This is a genomic window from Streptosporangium carneum, assembly GCF_027922005.1.
In the GTDB taxonomy this organism is placed as follows: domain Bacteria; phylum Actinomycetota; class Actinomycetes; order Streptosporangiales; family Streptosporangiaceae; genus Streptosporangium; species Streptosporangium carneum.
This window is the reverse complement of the sequence record NZ_BSEV01000038.1, coordinates 33,244-52,349: the sequence shown is the minus strand read 5'-3', so window position 1 is coordinate 52,349 and position 19,106 is coordinate 33,244. Positions and strand designations below refer to the sequence as shown.

General features: G+C 71.4%; 12 protein-coding genes and 1 pseudogene. 7 read left to right on the top strand and 6 right to left on the bottom strand.

The features are described from left to right. Positions 1–104: 104 nt before the first annotated feature. Both PKF00_RS40705 and PKF00_RS40700 read left to right on the top strand, forming a co-directional pair. On the top strand, positions 105–1,709 hold the full coding sequence (locus tag PKF00_RS40705; protein WP_271223113.1) for an amidase: 1,605 nt from the start codon (positions 105–107) through the stop codon (positions 1,707–1,709). A 193-nt stretch (positions 1,710–1,902) separates the two neighbouring features. After that, the gene (locus tag PKF00_RS40700) at positions 1,903–3,294 is read left to right on the top strand and encodes a serine hydrolase domain-containing protein (RefSeq protein WP_271223112.1); all 1,392 of its coding nucleotides are present in this window, start codon (positions 1,903–1,905) and stop codon (positions 3,292–3,294) included. A gap of 151 nt (positions 3,295–3,445) precedes the next feature. Here the strand turns inward: PKF00_RS40700 and PKF00_RS40695 are convergent, their stop codons facing one another. From PKF00_RS40695 to PKF00_RS40680, 4 genes are all read right to left on the bottom strand, one after another. After that, positions 3,446–3,616, bottom strand: coding sequence for a hypothetical protein (locus PKF00_RS40695; RefSeq protein ID WP_271223111.1), 171 nt, complete (start codon positions 3,614–3,616; stop codon positions 3,446–3,448). A gap of 266 nt (positions 3,617–3,882) precedes the next feature. Continuing rightward, positions 3,883–4,764 carry a hypothetical protein gene (locus tag PKF00_RS40690; protein WP_271223110.1) on the bottom strand — a complete coding sequence of 294 codons (882 nt, stop codon included), beginning with the start codon at positions 4,762–4,764 and terminating at the stop codon, positions 3,883–3,885. Positions 4,765–5,220: 456 nt separating this feature from the next. Beyond that, complete coding sequence (locus PKF00_RS40685) at positions 5,221–6,336, bottom strand: hypothetical protein (RefSeq protein ID WP_271223109.1); 1,116 nt, start codon at positions 6,334–6,336, stop codon at positions 5,221–5,223. Between the two features lie 320 nt (positions 6,337–6,656). Beyond that, positions 6,657–7,526: a siderophore-interacting protein gene (locus PKF00_RS40680; protein ID WP_271223108.1), complete on the bottom strand. Its 870-nt coding sequence runs from the start codon at positions 7,524–7,526 to the stop codon at positions 6,657–6,659. Positions 7,527–7,855: 329 nt separating this feature from the next. Here PKF00_RS40680 and PKF00_RS40675 point away from each other — a divergent pair, with 329 nt between their 5' ends. After that, entirely contained in the window at positions 7,856–8,254 is a 399-nt protein-coding gene (locus PKF00_RS40675) for an SRPBCC family protein (RefSeq protein WP_271223107.1), read from the top strand. 61 nt (positions 8,255–8,315) lie between these two features. Here PKF00_RS40675 and PKF00_RS40670 read toward each other — a convergent pair whose 3' ends face one another. Further along, positions 8,316–9,137, bottom strand: coding sequence for a hypothetical protein (locus tag PKF00_RS40670; protein ID WP_271223106.1), 822 nt, complete (start codon positions 9,135–9,137; stop codon positions 8,316–8,318). 137 nt (positions 9,138–9,274) lie between these two features. Between PKF00_RS40670 and PKF00_RS40665 the strand changes: the two genes are divergently transcribed. After that, complete coding sequence (locus PKF00_RS40665; RefSeq protein WP_271223105.1) at positions 9,275–9,919, top strand: hypothetical protein; 645 nt, start codon at positions 9,275–9,277, stop codon at positions 9,917–9,919. 42 nt (positions 9,920–9,961) lie between these two features. On the opposite strand, the pseudogene PKF00_RS45285 reads toward PKF00_RS40665, so the two are convergent. Next, positions 9,962–10,228, bottom strand: a pseudogene (locus PKF00_RS45285) (cytochrome P450); the annotation flags it as partial. Between the two features lie 1,102 nt (positions 10,229–11,330). Here PKF00_RS45285 and PKF00_RS40655 point away from each other — a divergent pair. The 3 genes from PKF00_RS40655 to PKF00_RS40645 all read left to right on the top strand — a co-directional run bounded on the left by PKF00_RS40655 (position 11,331) and on the right by PKF00_RS40645 (position 18,921). Next, entirely contained in the window at positions 11,331–12,197 is an 867-nt protein-coding gene (locus tag PKF00_RS40655; protein ID WP_271223104.1) for a DUF4132 domain-containing protein, read from the top strand. After that, the gene (locus PKF00_RS40650; protein WP_271223103.1) at positions 12,194–17,287 is read left to right on the top strand and encodes a DNA-binding protein; all 5,094 of its coding nucleotides are present in this window, start codon (positions 12,194–12,196) and stop codon (positions 17,285–17,287) included. Before PKF00_RS40655 ends, PKF00_RS40650 begins: the two co-directional genes overlap by 4 nt. A 443-nt stretch (positions 17,288–17,730) precedes the next feature. Further along, positions 17,731–18,921, top strand: coding sequence for an ATP-binding protein (locus PKF00_RS40645; protein ID WP_271223102.1), 1,191 nt, complete (start codon positions 17,731–17,733; stop codon positions 18,919–18,921). The last annotated feature ends 185 nt before the right edge of the window (positions 18,922–19,106 follow it).

The window sequence follows — 19,106 nt, the reverse complement described above, 5'->3', positions numbered from 1 at the left end:
GACTCCGTATTTCACCACGAAAGGTCATCACAACCGCTACATCAGCAAGAAGTATGAATTGGAAATATTTTCATCAGAAATCATGATCGCTACGCTGATCGTCCATGACTCCCACACACCCCGCGCGATGGCTGGCTGCGATGACACTCGCCGTCGGGCTGTCCGTGGCCGCCCCGGCGCACGCCCACGAGGCGGCCACGCCACCTGCCGGCACCACCCTGCGCGGACTGGACCTCGACCGCGCGACCGTCCTCGACATGCAACGCGCCATGAACCGGGGACGCTTCGACTCGGCGACGCTCACCCGGTTCTATCTCGACCGCATCCGTACGGTGGACCCGTTGCTGCACGCGGTCATCGCGACCAACCCGGCGGCGCTGCGCGAGGCGGAACAGAGCGACCGGCGGCGGCGTCGCGGTGCGCGCGGCCCCCTGGAGGGCATCCCGGTCCTGCTCAAGGACAACATCGGCACCGCCGGGCAGCTCCGCACGACCGCCGGCTCCCTGGCGTTGCTCGGCTCCCGCCCGGCCCGTGACGCCTTCCTGGTCCAGCGGCTGCGCGCGGCGGGCGCGGTGATCCTCGGCAAGGCCAACCTGTCGGAATGGGCCAACTTCCGCTCCAGCCCCTCCTCCAGCGGTTGGAGCGCGGTCGGTGGCCAGGCCAACAACCCCTATGTCCTGGACCGCAACCCCTGCGGATCGAGCAGCGGCTCGGCGATCGCCGCCGCCGCGAGCCTGGCCGCGGTCACCATCGGCACCGAGACCGACGGCTCGATCGTCTGCCCGGCGGGGGTCAACGGCGTCGTCGGCGTCAAGCCCACCCTCGGCCTGGTCAGCCGCGCAGGAGTGGTCCCGATCTCCCTGGCGCAGGACACCGCGGGCCCCATCACCAGGAACGTCACCGACGCGGCCGCCGTGCTCTCGGTCATTCAGGGCGTGGACCCGCGTGACCCGGCCACCGTGCCGGGGGGTGATCGTGACTATCTCAAGGCGCTGAAGCCGGACGCGCTGGCCGGCGCACGCGTCGGCGTCTGGCGGTCGGCCGCGGGAGGCAACCGGGAGGTGCTCGCCACCCTGGACGCCGCCGTCGCCACGCTCAGGGCGAAGGGCGCGACCGTGGTCGACAATCTCGAGCTGGCGGGAATGGACCAGGTCGGCGAGGTGGAGTTCCCGGCCCTGATGACCGAGTTCAAGCACGACATGAACGCCTATCTGGCCGAGACTCCCGGGCGGCACCCGGCCGATCTGGCCGGCCTGATCGAGTTCAACAAGCGGCACGCCTCGAGCGAGCTCCGGCACTTCGGGCAGGAGCTGTTCGAACAGTCGCAGGCGACCACCGGCGACCTGAACGATCCCGAATACCGTGCGTTCAGGGAGAAGGCGACCTCGCTCGCCCGCAAGGCGATCGACTCCGTGGTGGCCGAGAACCGGCTCGACGCGGTGCTCGCGCCGACCAACAACGGAGCCTGGCTGACCAGCCTGACCAAGGGCGACGACTTCACCGACTTCGTCGCCTCCTCCACGCCCTCGGCCGTCTCCGGCTACCCCGCGATCACGGTCCCCGGCGGATACGCCAGGAACGTCCTGCCTCTGGGCGTCACCTTCTTCGGCGGACGCCTGTCCGAGCCGACCCTGATCGCCCTGGGGTACGCGTTCGAGCAGGCCGGCCAGGTGCGCAAGCCGCCGACCTACCTGCGGACGCTGCCCTGACAGGCCTCCTCACCGAGCGGCCGCACCGCCCCGCCCACGTCGGCGGGGCGGTGCTCAGGAAGCGCCGGACGCGGGCGTAGATCAGGTCATGACCTGATCTACGAGGCCGCGGGGATGCTGAAATTTTCGATTCACCTGGTGCGGCTCATCGGTACGGCACCCGGTTCCCGGGGTAAGGGCTGTGAGGCCGACGATGAGAGTTTCCCAGGCGAAGAACGAACTGGGCGCGCGCCACGGAGGACGTCGCTCCGGGAAAGCGCGCCCTGCCCGCATCGGCCGGCTCGCGTCCTGCGTCGCGCTCCTGATCGCGAGTTGCTCGCTCACTTCCGGGCCGACGACCACGGCACTGTCGGACACGTCGATCGGGCCGACCCGTTCACCGCAGCCCGGCGCGCCGACCGCGACCCGTCCGGCACCGAGGCGGCCGGCGCTGAAGCCCGTCGATCCGGCCGCGTTCCAGGCCGTCGTGGACGCCGCCGCCAAGAAGCTGCTGATCCCCGGGGCGGTGGTCCTGCTACGCACCCCGCGGGGGACCTTCGAAGCGAAGGTCGGCACCACAGAGCTGGGCACGCGAACGCCGCCGGACGCGGACACCCGGGTCCGGGTCGCCTCGAACACCAAGACCATGACGGCGGCGTTGATCGTGCTGCTCGCCCAGGACGGCAGGCTCCGGTTCGACGACCCGGTGTCCAAGTACGTCCTGGATGTGCCCAACGGCAAGAACATCACCGTCACAGAGCTGCTGAAGATGCGGAGCGGGCTTTACGACTACACGGACGCGCCCGAGGTAGCGGCGGCTCTGGACGCCGACCCGACGAGGATCTGGACCCCGCAGGAGGTGCTGGCCATCGCGTTCCGGCACCCGCCGCGGTTCCGGCCCGGCACGTCCTACGACTACAGCAACACCAACTACGCGTTGCTGGGCCTGATCGCCGAGAAGGCCGGGGGGCGCCCATTGGCCGGGCAACTCCAGGACCGACTGTTCGGCCCGCTCGGGCTGCGGCGGACCTCGCTTCCCGCCGCCGACGACAACTCCATCCCGGGTCGCCACTCGCACGGCTACATGTACGGCGGATCCTCCTACGCGCTGGTCGACAAGCCGTACCCCGCCGACATGCGGACCGCCGCCCGGAACGGAACGCTTCAGCCCGTCGACTACACCGACCAGAACCCCTCCTACGCCACGGCCGCCGGCGGCGCCATCTCCACGGCGGACGACCTGGCCACGTGGATCCGAGCGCTGGTCTCCGGCAAGGTCCTGAACGCCGAGTACCAGCGACAGTGGCTTCACAGCCTGCAACCCGAGGCCCCGAACAGGCCCGGCGGGCAGCGATACGGTTACGGCATCGCCTATCAACGTTTCGGGCCGAACGCCTCGATGTACTACCACGGCGGTGAACTTCCGGGCTTCAACTCGTTCATCGGCTACGACGCGGACAACGACGTGACGCTCGTGATATGGACGAACCTGACCCTGTCACCTGAGGGCAGGACCACGGCGAACGCCCTGCTGCCGACGGTTCTCGACGAGATCTACGCCGGGCTGTCGCTGTCGCCCGCACCGTCCCCCGCTGCCACCGGGTAACGCGGTCCGACATCTCGTCATCATCGCCGTGGTGCGCGGCAGCGGGATCAGGTCGGTCGCTCCCCACATGTCGAGGGCGGCCGGTGGTTCTGACGTCCGCCACGGCGTGGCCCGGTTGTGCCGGCAGTACGCCGGACGGTGAGAAGGGGGCCTACCGGGTGGTTATCCGGCTGTGCGGATTGACCACGAACGCCGTCCCGTCGGCCACGCATTCATTCGGCATGGTCAGGCCGGAGGGAGGCGGGACGTTCCAGTCGGCGTATCCACCGCCTGTCTTCAGCGTTTCGCCCTCCAGGACGAGGCCGGAGCCGGGAACGTCCACACCGCGTCTGTTCTCGTGAACGACGGGGCGGCTTCCCGCCGGCCAGACGGGGGCTGCTCCGGGTGCGCTTTCCGGCTGGTCCGCCTCGTGAAGACGAAGACATCTGTTCGAACGTGCTGCCTCCACCTTGACGTCGCTGTCCGTCGGCCGGCGCGGGAGAAGGGGAGACGGCCGCGGCGGGGGGTCTGCCGCGGCCGTCATGAAAGCGCTCGACGTCATGGAGCGTTGAGACGCTCGACGTCGTGAGCGCGCTTTGAGGGGGAAGGTCAGGGAGTCGGGGGCGTCGGAGCGGGGGGCGCCGTGTCCGTCGCCGTGGGAGTCGGTTCGGGGGCGGGCGTCGTCGGAGTGTCAGTGGGGGTGGTCGGAGTCGTCGTCGGGGTCTCGGGAGGAGTCGTCGGAAGGTCCGTGGGCGTCGGGGCGGGCGGGCTGGCGGGAGGAAGCGTGGGGGTCGCCGAGGGGGTGGGGCAGGGGGTGGGCGTGCGCCACTTGCCGCCGGTCCGCCACTGCTTGGGGAACCACCGGCCCTGGTTGCGCCAGAAGCTCCTGCTGGGGCGCGACAGGTCGAAGACGTAGGCGGCCGTCGCCGTCTCCTCCGCGGCCGCGGAGGTCACCGACACCCAGTCGCCCTGCCTGACCTCGTTGCCCCGCCGGCCCGAGAGGATCCGGGTGGAGTCGTCGACCGTGTACGTCCTCTCGAAGCCGTCCTGGCTTCTCACGGTGATCGAGTCCTCTGCCACAGCCGTCGCCTCACCGGTCTGGGTGAACACCGTGAAGCCGCAGCCGTCCTTCGCCGGTAGGACGAACTCGCCGTGCAGCGTGCCGGGGAACGCCACCGGGGGCACGCGAGGCGCCGTGGTGGCGGTGGGAGTCGGCGTGGGGGAGAGGGTCGGAGTGGGGGTGGGGGTCGGGACAGGGGTCTCCGTGGGGGTGCCGCTCACCGTCGCCGTGGGTGTCGGTGTCGGTGTCCCCGATTCTGTCGGCACGGGCGCCGGCGACGCCGCCGACGCCGCGGACACCCCCACTCCGCCCGACGCCACCAGCACTGCGGCGGCGGCGAGGGCCAGGGAGCGGGGGACGCGCCGACGCGGTCTGCCCAGACCGGTCGACGAGATCTCACCCTGCTTGTCAGAGTTCGTTGGCGTCATCATGTCCTCCATCGGGCTTTGTCCGGATTGACGGCAGCACTGAAGGAGTGCCTCTGCCTGCCCCGCCGGGAGCGAGGATCACCGGTCGAGCGTGATCCCCCGGCGGGGCGCGGGGAAGACTGCCCGCTTCCAAAAGACCCATGCGGGCAAAATTAGTGATCAACGTCTCGCATCACACCTTCCGCCAGCTCACCGCCATGTTTTGCGGATTTCGATTCGGCGAAAAACAGAGATCTCCGCCGGCCGGGCCCGCCCTCCCCCTTCGCCTCCAGCCTCGGGGGCGCTTTCAATCTCGGGGAGGACAGATCCATCGCACTCATAGCAAATGGGTTGATACCGGAAATTTCGCCATCGGATGTGATGTGAGGGTTTGTCGTCGGACGTTGGCGAGGAATCGCAGGAAAAGGCAGGGAACTGCAGGAGAGGCGTGCCGGTGGTCCTGCCGACCGCTCGCGTGACTCAGCGCCCGCACGGCTGGTCGGGGACGCGCGCCAGGTCCAGTACGGTGTACCGCTTCTCGTCCTGTTGCATCCAGAACAGGATCGGCTCACCGGGGACGGACGCTCCCTGAGTGATCTCATGGGAGCGATCCTTCTTCCCCTGCGCCCCCACGAGCGCCGACGTGCCGGCACACCGGTCGTACAGCACGGCGGCCGACTCCGGGCCGTCGGAGAAGATCTCGACCGGACCGGGTCCGTACACGTACGGCAGGCCGAAAAGGCCGAATCTGTCCCCGATCAGCGGGCCTCCCGACGAGGCGGGAACGGTGACCCGGCCTGAGCCGTCCCTGCGCCGCACGACCATCGTGGTCAGCTCGTAGGCGCGGGGAGGAACCCTTCCCACGCACCACTCGACTCCGCACACCTGGTCGTCCAGATCCGGATCAGGCTGAGGCGCGGGCGGCATGCCGGTGGTGAACGGAACCTCCATCGCCTTTCCTCCTGAGAGGGGGATCCGGTAAGCGCGGGCTTCGTCGCGCCAGAGGGCCTGGTCCTCGTCGACCGTCAGTTCGTCGTGGAAGGGGAGGTCGCCGTGGCCCGTCAGCCAGGTCACCAGGCGCATCCGTCCGCCGGAGCGAGGCATGGTCCACAGCTCGACGTGCCGCTTGCCCGCGTTCCAGGGCTCGGAACGGTAGATCCCGGCGGTCCAGGTGATCCGCGTCTCGCTCACAGCCACGCTTCTGATCTCGAAACACAGGTCGCAGTCGCTCCACTCGGGAGCCGTGGCCAGCACGCGGTGCCGTCCCGTCCTGAGGTCGTACGTCACGAACCGGGGGCGCGTGCTGAGCGGGGCGACCATGAGGACCTGATTCGCGCCAAGTATGGCGACCGGCTGAACGGTCGGCTCTCCTCCGAGGCTCGAGGGCACTGTGAACGTCGCCTCGGGCCACACCTCGGACGCGGCGTCCAGCTCGGGCGGCCGCGGCGGCCCGCCGGGCGGGGGAGAGGGGCGGTGGCCGGTGACGCCGACGGTGCAGGCGGAAGCCGTGCAAACCATGGCCGTGAACGCCACCACGGCCGCGAGAAGCCGGAAGAGCCACGCGCGGTTCGTCAGTCGCCGAAGGTCATGTCTCATTTCCCGGCTCCCGCCCCCGCTTTCGGCCATCCCGTCACGATCACCAGCTGCGGTCAGGCCACACCTTCGACCGGCCGTCCAGCCCCATGATTCTTGTGGGGGCAGATGCGGTGGGTCGGGTCTCCACACTGATCGCCTCCGGTGTGGAGAGCAGGACCCTCGCGAACGCGATCCTATGGGGTCCCGGGCATTCCGGGGCGGGGCCGAGACGGTCCGCCGGTTCCAGAGGGCGACCAGCAGGAAAGGAGGCCGGGACGTCTCCCGAGAGAGCGTGTTCCCACTCCGCCCCGGCCCGGCCGTTCGCATCGGGCGGGGAGGCGTCACTCGGACCGTTCGGAGCGTCCCATGCGCCAGTAGCCCATGAACGCCACCGCCCGCCGGTCCAGGCCGCGCTCGGCGACCAGGTGGCGGCGGAGCGTCTTGATGACGGCCGCCTCACCGGCCAGCCACGCGTAGAGCGGGTGAGTCGCCTGCCCTTCCTCAGGCACCTCCCACAGCAGCTCGACGTCGACGTCGACGTCCGCGAGCCGCTGGGGAGAGGACAGGGAGGGCAGCAGCCGGTCGGCGGCGGCCCGTACGGCGGGCACAAGCCTGCCGCCGTGCTCGGCGCCGTCGCGCGGCAGCCAGGTGACGACCAGGCCGTCGGGCGCGTCGAGCTCCAGGACGTCCGCTCCGTACGGCACCTCCAGCAGCGCCTCCCCCGAGCGGTCACGGGGCATGCGCTCCAGGATCGAGGCGATCGCGGGCACCGCGGTCTCGTCACCGGCCAGCAGCACGGGGCCGTCGCCCTCCGGCAGGTGGAACTCGATTCCCTGGGGTTCGCCGTCGTGGCGGGCGTCGGGGCCCAGCAGCGCGGCCTCGTCGCCGGGGCGAGCCGCGCGGGCCCAGCGCGCGACAGGACCGTGGTCGCCGTGTCCCTCGTGCATGACGATGTCGACGTCCACCTCGTGCAACTCGGCTCTGACCGCTCTGGCGGTGTAGGTGCGGAAGGGGTTGCGCAGCTCGCCGGGGAGCTCGCGCCAGCGGGTGTACCAGTCGGAGCCGGTCGGCAGGTGGGTCAGCCCGTGCTCCGGCAGCGGCAGGACGAGTTTGATGCGCTGGTCCAGGCCGTTGTCCGCGAACAGGTGGAGGTCGTCGCCGGTGAAGGTGACGCGCAGGAACGAAGGGCTGAGCCGCTTCAGGTCGCTCACCCGCACATGGAACATACGGAAGGGGTCAATCATGGTCTCGGCTTCCCTCTCTCTGCGCGCATCCCACCGATGGCAAAGATAAGGTAAGGCTAACCTAGGGTGCGTTTTGAGGGAAACGTCCGGGTTCTCCGTGTGCGCTTACGAGGTTCCGTCTGACGCCTCAGGTCGCCGTCGGCGTGCCGGTGCGACGGGGTGTCGGCCGGGCGCCGCGTTGATCGCCTCGCCCGGGCGCGGCACGGCGAACGAAACGTTCTTCTGGTCGGGTGCGGGATTAGAAGACGCCCTTTCGGACACGGGCTCTGGTGTAGACGGTGAGAAAGGTGAGCCCGATGAGTGAGCATGAGCGTTCCCGCAGGATCCCGGCGGCCCCTGAGCTGGTCTTCGACCAGGCGAGCGACCTGGACCGGATCGATCGCTGGCTTCCCCAGGACCTGCACGTGCGGCCGGACGATCCACCCGCGGTGACCGTGCACGAGGACGACACGGGGCGGGACGCCCGCGCCCTGTTCAGAGCGGAACGGGACCAGCTCCGGATGGAGTGGGGCACGCGTGACGACGACCGGTACGCGGGCTGGCTGCAGGTGGCGAGCATCTCCCCGCAGGAGAGCGAGGTGACCGTGCACCTGTCGTTCTTCGAGGAGGAGCACCCGCCCTCCGGCGACGACATCGCCCGCGCGCTCGACGAGAGCCTGGAACGGCTGGCCGAGCAGGTGCGGCAGGCCGCCTGAGCCGCCGCCGAGCTCTCCCGGGCCCCCGCCGGGTCCTTGGAGGGAGACGCGCGGTCCGTCCTCAGAGCGGCGACGGCCGCGTGGGGAGAAGCCGGAGCGGCCTGGTCGCGGTGTACCAGGCCACCCCGGCGAGGACGAGGAAGAGCAGGCCGAAAGGGGTGACGGTGAGGCTGGCCGGAATACCGTCCGCCCCGGTCATGGCCTGTCCTACGGCCGCCGCGAGGAAGACGGGGGCTCCCGCCGAGAGAACGTGCAGGGAACGCGAGCGCATGGCGAGCTCGGCGGCGACCGTCTCTGAGAACCTCTCGGAGACGGTCACGGTGGCGATCCTCCGCTGGAGCAGCCCGCTGAGCAGGGTCACGGCGGCGGCGAGCAGCATGCCGATCCGTGCGAGGCCGAACGTGCCGTCCGTACCGCCGCCGGAAGGCGCGACGGCGTAGAGCGGAACGAGCACCCCGAACGCCATGGCCGTGACGGACAGGAACCTCGCCAGGGGGGAGAGGGGCACGGAGAGCCGCCCGGCCGTGCGCGAAGACCTCGTCGCCGCGGTGAGCGGCCCGGCCGTGCGCGGAGGCCTGGGCGGCGCGGAGAGCGGTCCGGCGGGCCGAGGGGCGTCCTCGTTCCGGTGGGCAGGGCAGGAAATCCGTGTCTCGGCGACCATCGCGCCGACGTACCAGCCGATGAACGGACAGGCGAAACCGATTCCGACCCCCATTCCGCCCCGGAGAACATTCAGCGCCAGATATGCGATGAGGCCTGCGAGGAAACCGGCCGCTCGCCATCGTCGTGTGGTCCGCAGGTAACCGATGACCGGCGGCCCGTTCTCCACCGTGACGGTGAGATGCTGCAGGGCCGCGAATCTCTCCAGTCGAACGCGGCTCACCGGGCCGCACATCCTGACCGCGACGGCGGTTGCGACGGCACTTTCCAGGGCGGCGGCGAGTGCCGGCATCAACATGAATTCCCCGGGCCCATTCTTTGATGATTAGCATGGCTCGAATACGCGATGATAGGGGATGAATGTACGTCAGTGACGCAGTGTGGGCCGCGCTCGATCCAGCCGCCGGTGAAATCTCCGCACGCACGTCACGGCGAATACTCGCCGCGCTGGCCGTCGCCGCGGCGCTGGTGCTCGGCGCCGCGCAGGCCTGGGACGCGGGCCTGGTCCTCCCGCGGCTCGCTGATCCCGAAGACGGCCTGGTCGAGCCCGGCGGATGGGCGACGAAGCATGGCAAGCCACCTGAATTCGCCTATGAACTGAGGTTCACCAACCACGGTGTCCGCGAGGTCGTGCTGCTCGGGGCGGGCCGAAGCGGTCCAGGACTGGCTCTCAGGGCCGTGCAGGCGGGAAAGTCCATGATGTGGCCGGACGCCGACACCCTTGAGCGGTCGCACTCCACGGATTTTCCGTATGTCGTCGCCCCGGGCGCCTCCGCCGAACTGCGGCTTCTTTACGTGGTCACCGACTGCGCCGCCGTCCCCTTCGACTCGTGGCCGATTCCGGTGCGGGCCATGCAGTGGTGGGGCGAGACCGCCGTCGACCTGCGGCCGGCCCCGCAGGCTTTCGGCCCTTATCGTTCCCGGGAAGGTGAGAGCCCCCGTTCTCCTGAATGGCAGAAGTACATGGCGGACTACGTCTGCTCCCCGCCTGAGGGAAATCCGTGACCGGCCGGGTTCCTGGGCGCGCTGTTCCGCCGAGGCGCGCCGTCAGAGTCTCAGCGGCAGCCTGGCGAGCCGCCAGGAACCCGGCATCGGTTCGCGCTCCAGCTCGTCCGGCGCGACGGCGAGGCTGAGGGCGGGGAAACGGCGGAACAGCGCGCCCAGGGCCACCTCGCCCTCCTGCCGGGCCAGCGCGGCGCCCAGGCAGTAGTGCAGGCCGTACCCGAACCCGACATGGTTCTCCTTGCGCCCGTCCGGCTGGCGGGTGACGTCGAGACGCTCGGGCGCGTCGAACTCGCGGGGGTCGTAGTTGGCTCCGAAGCCGGATGTGGTCGGCGCCGTCGGCGTCGAGAACGCTGTCCGTCACGTACGGCGCGTACTCGGGGGGAACGCCGCGGGCCTCGAGGAGCTTCTCGCGGGCGTTGCGCAGGTCGAGCCCCCGCACGTTCGCCGGGTCGTTGACGAAGCGGGGGTCGCTCAGCACCTGTTTGACGTCTTCGTACCGGGTGACCAGCCAGATCGTCGTCGTGGCGTCGAACTCGCGTGTCCGCTCCAGCGTGCGCCCGCGATCGCCACTTGCCTATCACCCCCGGCCCGCCCTCGGCCTTCGTGTCGAATGCGCCGGGCCGGCCCTGACGGACCCTGCCCGGAGGAGCGCGGCGCCGCGCCGGTGACCGTTCTTCGCCCGTGTCCCGAGCGCCGTCCGATGACGGGGCCCCGCGTCGCCGGGCGGATGCCGGCGGCCTTCCACGCCTCTGCGGAGGCCGAGAACGTGAAACAAATTACGTGTGACAGAAATTTATTTTTATTTGCTAACTCGCGATAAATAGTTACTTTGGATGTCGGGGAGTTGCTGGAGGCGGAATCAGGGGAATGGGAAACATGGGTGAGTTCGGTGGCTGGAGAGATCCGGTTGACCTCGGCGTTCGGAACCCCGGGGGTTCCGTTCAGGCCGGAGACCAGGCCCGTCCGCTCGAACGCCCGTGCGACCGATGTCGCCCCGCGCGCCCTCCGGGGTGAACCGAGCCCACCCGGCGTCGACGACGGGCCGTCCCCCCGCCCGTTCAGTGACCTGCTGTGACGGCGCCGCCGTTCCGGGACGGGGCGGGCCGCGTCCGCCGTCTCGCGTCTCCGTGTGCCGGTAGCGCCGGATCCTGTGACTGCACGCCGGGCGCACCGGCCACCGGGGAAATCGCAGGGGAGAGGGGATCGCGGACGCTTTTCCCATGTGGGAGGGCAGCCCGGTCGAGGCCCGGGGTGAAGGCCCGAGGAGGTGCGGCCGGGGCGGGGCGGTCCCGGCCGCGGGGGCGAGTACCCGATTGTCGGTGCGGGGCGTTAGCGTTCCGCGCATCACCGTCACAGGCGCTGAAACACCTGCGGGCGTTGACGATCCGTGTGTGTCGAGAGGTGGGGACCGTTGGGTTGGCTGGCGGCGGGCGACGGGTACGAGGTCGCCCTTGTGGAGGGCCGGGTGGCGGCGAGGGCCACCGCGGGCCGGGCGGCTGGACGGCAGCTGAAGTCGCTGCCGAAACAGGTGCGGGAACATCCGGAGACGGAACGGCTGCGCCGCTTCGCCGAGTGGCTCGACCGGCACGCCGCCGCCTGCGTGGCACAGGTGGACACCTGGATGGTGTCGTCCCTGCCCGTCCCCACAGCCCTGGTGGCCGAGGTCTGGCCGGACGAGGCGTGGCAGTCGGTGCTGCGCGACCTCGTGGTGGTCGGCGACGACCCGGAGGAGGCGGGCTTCCTGCGCGACGTCACCGGCTCGGGCGAGCTGCGGGTGGTGAACCTGGACGGTGAGACCGTCAGGCTGTCCCCGGTGACGGTCACCCTGCCGCATCCGGTGCTGTTGCCCGACCTGGAGGACCTGCGGGAGTTCGCCGCGGAGCTGGGGGTCGTCCAGCGTGTCGAGCAGATCCACCGGGCCACCTGGACCAGGCCTGCCGGGCTCGCGGACAGGAGCGTCGAGGTGACGGAGTTCGCCCGGGGGAGGTTCGCCTCCAGGTTCGGCCTCGCAGCCAGGGCGACCTCGCTGGGCTACCGGGTCTCCGGAGGTTATGTCACCTGCGCGGTTCGCGACGCGGGACGGGCCGTGGGGGCGTCGGTGTGGATCGGGGAGCCCTACTGGGACGGGGAGACCGAGACGGGCGCCCTGACCTGGAACGACCGGGAGGGCAGACGGCTGCCGCTGCGGGAGGTCGGTCCCGTGGCCTGGTCGGAGGGGATGCGGATGGCCGCGGCACTGTACGCCGGGCGGGCGGTCGAGGAAGGAGAGGACGCATGAGCGGCGCCACGCCGTCAGCGGAGACGGGGGCTGAACGCCCGCTCGAGGCCGGAGCGGAGGCCCAGGTGCGGGAGCTGCTCGAGGCGGGCGCGGTGTTCCCTCCGGGGACGGAGGGCGGAGGCGAGCGGGCGGTGCCGCTCACCGCGCGCTCCTACCGGCACCCGGGCCTGGAAGGGCGGGTGGTGGTTCGCCTGGTCGCCGAGGAACTGGGGGCGGCGGAGGACGCGGCGGCGGGCTTCCTCGGCCTCGAACCCGCGGGTGACCCGGTCGTGGTCGGGCTGGGCCTGAGGCGCTCGCTGGGATTTCCCGAATGGGTCCTGGTGCACCACCCGCGCGACGGCCACCACGCGCTCTCCGTCGTGCCGGAGCTGGAACGCGCGGCACGGCAGGCGAAGTCGAAGCCGAAGGCCGCCCTGGACGCCTACCTGCGCCTGGCGGCGCAGCTGGCGGGGGCCGTCCCGCACTTCCTTCCGACGTTCTTCGAACAGGCGGGCCGCGCGTTCCTCGCGGTCGACAATCCCACCTACGCGGCGCAGATGTTCACCCAGGCGCGCAAGGCCGAGGCCGAGCACGGCCTGAAGGTCGACGAGGAGCGGCTCGACGCGGTGTTCCTCGAGTTCGCCCTCGCCGGGGCGCTGCCGGTGAAGGCACTGTCCGGATACGCCAGGGAACTGGCCGCCCGGGTGCCCGCCGACGAGGCTCTGCGCAGGTTCCGGGGGCTGTGCGCGCGCCGTACCGCGGGCGGCCTGTCACCGTCGGCGCAGACGGCGGGAGACCTCCGGCGGCTGGCCAGGGCGGCGGGCCGGGACGCCGACGTGGAGGAGCAGGACTACCTGGCCGAGCTGCTCGGCCTGCCCGCGACCGTCGGGGCGCCGCTCGGCTGGTGGAAGGCGCACCGCCCCGCCCTGGTGGCACTGGGCCTGCGGGATCCGGCGGTCCGGGGGACCCTGCTGAACCTGACGCCCCGCAACGGCGACAACGGGATGCCCGCCTTCTGGCTGGAGGTTCTCGAGGAGTCGGGGGCCGCCGCGGGGCTGGGCGAAGGCGAGGCGTCCGGCCTGGAGCGTCCGCAGGACGGCACGGCGGGCTGGCTCGGACGATTCCTGGAGATCTGGCGGCCCAGCTGGCAGGGGGAGCCGCGGCTTCCCGGCCTGTACTCCCTGGTGGAGCGGGTCGCCGGGCGGCTGCGCGCCGAGCTGGCGGAGACAGGGCGAAGCGTGGAGCCCAAGGCGGACGCCGACCTGATCGACCTGCTGCTGGCGCTGCGGGTGCCGGTCGCCGACCCCGACGACGGCATGCGGCTGCTCCTGGAGCCGTGGGCGCGCGGGGAGGGACAGCGCGACCTGCTCGCCCTGGCCGCCGACCCCCGGTTCGCGGCGGCCTTCGACCGCGCCGCCGACCGGTTCGACGACGACGAGGACGGCCGCAGGGCCGTACGCCGCCTCGCGGCCTCTCCAGGCGGCAGGCTGATGCTGGCCAGGTGGATGAAGGCGGTCGCGGGACGCTCGTTCACCGAGGGCCTGCCGCAGCTGCCCGACGCCCTCAGAAGGCTCACCTGGCTGCCCGCGGAGGCACTGGTCCTCGCCGAGGAGGAGGTCACCGCGGTCGCGCGAGGCGACCTCGCCTCCGAGCTCGCCAGGACACTGCGCGGCGGGATCGTCGACGAGCTGGGCTGGCCCGCCTGGGACGAGGCGGTCGCCTCGCTCGTCAGGCCGAAGGACCTCGACGAGATCGAGGTCGCCGACGCGTGGCCGCACCTGATCGTCTCCGGCCCCTCCCAGGCCAGGGTCATCGGTCTTGAGGGCACCGTGCTCGTCCACGACCTGCGCACGCCCCCGGGCGACGCCTACGGAGACCCCGGCTTCCACTACGTGGACGGCGAGCTGCTCGTCTACTGGAACACCTACGGCGCCGGCGACCAGCTCCGCGGTTACTGGCACTCCTCCGCGGGATCGTTCCGGCCGCTGCAGGCGCTGGCCAACGTGTGGGCGCTGCGCAGCGACACGGTGACCCTGCCGCTGCCCAGCGGCGGGCGCACCACCGGGGCGGGCGTTCTCCACCAGGGGGACACGACCGTGCCCGCCAGGGCCCAGCTGATCGGCGACGGAACCTCGTTCTGGGTGTGGGACCAGCAGGGCGACGGCTGGCGTGAGTACGACCCGGTCGGCATGGAGCACGGCAGGCCGAGCATGCCGGGCTTCCTCGCCGACGCGCTGCGCTCGGCGCCGGTCGGCGCGACCTTCCGCGGCGGCTGGCTGCTGCCCGTCTCCTCCGAGGAGGCCACCCCCGTGGCCGTCCCGGTGAACGGCCTGCTCGGCTGGCGCGTGATCCGGCTGCCCGACGGATCATGGCGCGGTGAGGACCTCGCAGGACGGGCCGTCACCCTGCGGGACGGCTCGGACGGGCCAGGCCTGCCCGCCGGAGTCGTGACCTTCCCCGGAGACGACCGTCCTCGCGCCCTCGCCGAGGACTACCCCCGGGTCAAGGTGATCGACCCCGAAGGCGTCGTCGTCGCGACGGTCGCGACGGGCAGGACACCGGGAGCGTTCGCCGCGGGAACCGCGATGCTGCCTCCGCTGCGTTACTGGAGGTGCCTGCGGCCCCGTGACCCTGAAGGCTCCCTAGCGTTGCGCCGGATCGACGACGAGACGGCGATCGCCCTGCTGAAGGCCGCTGTCTGCGCCGAGTCGGAACGGCGCGGACACTCGGCCGACTCCGGCCGGTTCAGCCGGCTGCGGCACTCGCCGCAGCCGGCGCACCAGGCGCAGGGCGCGCACCCTCCGCGGTCCGCGCAGGACGAGTTCGACTCGCTGATCCGCACGCTGCTGCCACAGGTGACGCACGAGGCGTTGATCGCCGGGATCGCCGGGATCGCCAGATTCGCCGCGACCCAGCAGATCGCCCTCGACGCCGTGGCGGCCAGGCTCGCCCGCGCCCTCGAGGGCGGCCAGGAGGAGCAACCCCTCTCCGGCCCCACCGACCAGCTGCTCGCCCGCGCGCTCAACGGTCTCCACGTCTCCGGCCCGTGGTGGTACGGCCAGGCCTGCCGCGACGCCTTCCAGCAGATACGGACGATCGGCCAGGCGCTGCGGGCCGCCTCCGAACCCACGACCCAGGAGTCCGAGATCCTGGACTCCTCCCTGTCGGTGACGACCGCCATGGGGGTCGCCCCCTCGGACACGACGATCCGCCTCCACTTCGACGGGCCGCAACTGCCGTACACCTCCCTGGACTGGGAGCCGCTGCTCGACCACGGCGCGGCGGTCGCCTACCGCGCCGCGTCGGTGGCGTTCGAGCCGGAGCACACGGAGGCGCTGCGGGAGCTGCTCCACGAGATCGACGAGCTCGGGCTGGCCTCGGCGGCCGAGTCCGGCCCGTGGCGGCGCTTCTCGCTGTGGCTCGACGACAGCTGGCTCGTCGAGCCGGGAGGAAACCGCCGAGAGGGGACCTGGCGCGGGTTGCTTCCCCTGCCCGACGGCGCCTTCATCGTCTTCCAGGACAGTTCCCCCGAAGACGGCGGCTGCGGGTTCACGGCGCTCTTCCACGACCCGGCGGGCCGCTTCGAGGTCCCGGCCCCCTACACCGTGCGGGCCCGTGGCCTGGTGGGTGAGGAGCGGCCGGCGGGCTGGCTCAAGGAGTTCCTCGCGCGGTGGTCCGAGAACGGTCCCGCGCCATGGAGGCCGGAGGCGGCGGAGGAGTTCGTACGGCTCACGGGGGTGACCCTGACGACGGCCAGGCTGGTCGTGGCCGGCCTGCCGTACGTGGACGGCCACGAACGCAGCTTCCTGCCCGCCGCCTCGCGGGCCGCGCTCGGCCTGAAGGCGATGGACGCCGCCGTCGCCAGAGACGAGCTGCGCGAGATGGACGCCGAGACCCGCAGGCGGGTCGTCGGGGCGCTGCTGCCCGCGAACCCGGCCGCGCTGTGGACGGACGGCCCCGACGTCGCCGCGGCGGCGGCGGTGTGGAACGCCAGGGTGGGCAGGCGGGCCGCCGTTCCCGAGTGGATCGTCGCCGAGGCGGCCAGGGCGGTGCGGACCGCGTGGGAGCCGGGCAGGGCGCTTCCCGCGCTCCTCGATCCCGCCTCCGCGCCTGAGCTGAGCGGGGACCTGCGCTGGAGGGTGCACCGCGACCGCGTCTCCCCGGTCGAGGAGGACGCCACGGGGTTCACCGAGTCCACACTGGTCAGCGCCGTCTCCCTGACCGCCTGGCTCGCCCACCGGCTTCCCGCGGGAGACCCGGTGCGGGCCGCCCTGCCCGCGGCGCTGGCGGCGGTCCGGGAGCGGCTCGCCAACCCCGACCTGATGCTCAGCCTGGGCCGCTACGTCAACCTCCCCGGGTTCCGCAAGGTCGCGGGAACGCCCAGTGAGGTCGCCGAGGGCTGGGAGCGCTACGGCGCCGTGATCATGGCCACTCACGACAACCAGCCCGCCCCGGGCATCCGCATGGCCCTCCTGGACGCCTCGGGAGAAGACCCCTACCTGCCCGCCCTGCGAGCCCTGGCGGGGGACGCGGGAGAGCCCTTTCCCGTGGAGCTCGCGCTGCGTGTCGCCCGTGATCCGCGTTTCGAGACGCTCCTGGCCGACCCCGGCGACCCGGTGGACGGGAAGCGGGCGGCCGACGGCACCTGGTGGCCGCAGGACCCGGGCCGTTCGGCGCCCGCGCTGGTCTCCCAGGCGGCGTCGGAGTACGGCCTCGGCCAGGACGCCGCCACGCTCTATCTGACCTTGCTGGCGATGCCGGACCCCACCGACAAGAACGTCACCCGGTGGACCGGATGGAAGCCCGCCCGGTTCAAGGCGGCCCGCGCCGAACTGGCCGCCACCGACCTGGTGGTCGAGGCCAGCCGCGCCAGGGCCGGACGGTCGCTGTTCCTGCCGGGCGCGTGGATCGACCCCAAGGCACCGCGCCTTCCGCTCGAACAGTGGAAGATCCCCCTCTACGACCTGATCAGCGGGGAGACCGCCCAGCTGGGAGTGATCGTGCCCGTCGAACCCGCCGTCGCCCTCTACGCCAGGGCGTGGCAGCGGGTCCGCGGCGGTGACGTCCCTCGCTTCGAGGAACTCCGGGTACGGCGCGGCAGGCGTCGCTGAGGGCCTGGGACGGGTGCGGTGTCACACATGCCGTCACCGCGCCCGTCCGCCTTCCCCGAGGCGACTCCTCTCCAGGTCTGTGCGACTTTCCGCTTTTCGTCGAGATTTATCTGGATCGATCCTTTTGTCTGTTTCATTGGGAAGTTTGGCTTTTGGAATCGCTTTCGCTGTTCCGCGGGCCTGCTCTCGATCCTCGGGGTCGCCCAGGTCCTTTCCGGCTCCGCCGTCCCCCAGCGCCTGGCTCCGCCTCCGGCGCCTTTCGGCCTCACTCCGGCTTCTTCGGCTTCACTCCCGCTTTCCGTGGGATCGTTTCCGTTCTTCCAGGCTTTTCCCGTTCCCCGCCTCACGGGCGGTCCCCGGCCATCCGCAGGCACGACCCGACCGGCACGCCCGCACCCGTCCCACGACGGGGCGGGGGCCCGAGACACGAAGGATTCCCCTCCATGCCCACGACGCGACAGGCGGAGCCCTCCGCCGTTCCCGCCAACCGGCAGGCGCTGCCCGCCGAGGAACGGCACGCCGGCGAGCTCGCCTTCCTCGCCGCCCACGACGACGGCCCTCGTCCTCCAGGGTGGGCGCTGACTCCGCGAGCGGTGGTCACGTTCATCTGCGGCAGCGGTGACGAGCCCCTGGAACTGCCCAAGGGCGGCCGGCCGACCGGCGCCGACGGTCTCGAGCCGCCGGCCAGGCTCGTGGTGGCTCCCAAGTTCGTCGGCGAGCGCGCCCTGGTGGAGCGCTGCGTGGTCACCCTCGCCGGTGAGCGCGGCCTGCTTCTGGTCGGAGAGCCCGGCACCGCCAAGTCGATGCTCTCCGAGCTGCTCGCCGCCGCCGTATGCGGCACGAGCGCGCTCACCGTACAGGGCACCGCGGGCACCACGGAGGACGCCTTCCGCTACGGCTGGAACTACGCCCTCCTGCTCGCGCAGGGACCGAGCCTTCAGGCGCTGGTCGACTCCCCGGTGCTGACCGCCATGCGCACGGGGCGCGTCGCCCGGGTCGAGGAGATCACCCGCTGCCTGCCCGAGGTGCAGGACGCCCTGGTGTCGATCCTGTCCGACCGGCGGGTCAGCGTGCCCGAGCTGGCGGGCAGCGCGGACGCCCTGGTGGCCGCCGTCCCCGGCTTCACGGTGATCGCCACGGCCAACCTGCGGGACAGGGGCGTCTCGGAGATGTCGGCCGCGCTCAAGCGCCGGTTCAACTTCGAGACCGTCAACCCCATCGCCGATCCCGCGGCCGAGACCGCTTTGGTGCGCGGCCAGGCCGCGGCCGTGGTGCAGCGGGCCGGCGCCGCCTTCGGCGTGGACGACGCCGTGCTGGACGCGCTGGTCACCGTCTTCCGGGATCTGCGCTCCGGACGCTCGGCCGAGGGCTGGGACGTCGAACGCCCGGGAACGGTGATGTCAACCGCGGAAGCGGTGCAGGTGGCCGCCTCCCTCGGCGTGGCGGCGGCCTACCTGCCGGGCGGGGACGTCCTCGATCTGATGCCCGGGCACCTGCTCGGTGTGGTCCGCAAGGACGACCCGGCCGACCACTCGCGGCTGCTCGGCTACTGGGACGGTCCCGTGCGCCGTCGCGCCGAGGACGGCTCAGCGATGTGGCGCAGGCTCTGGGACCTGCGGGAGAACCTGCGTTGAGCGGCGGCGGGGAGACGAGTGCCTCGTACGGGGGGACCCGGGACGCGGATCCCCCTGACGCCGGTTCTCAGCGGGCGGACAGACGAAGCGTGAACGCTCAGGACATGAGCCTTCGAAGTGCGGATATGCGAAATACGATTTTTCATGACATGGATACCCGGGGCGTGAATGCTCAGGAGATGAGC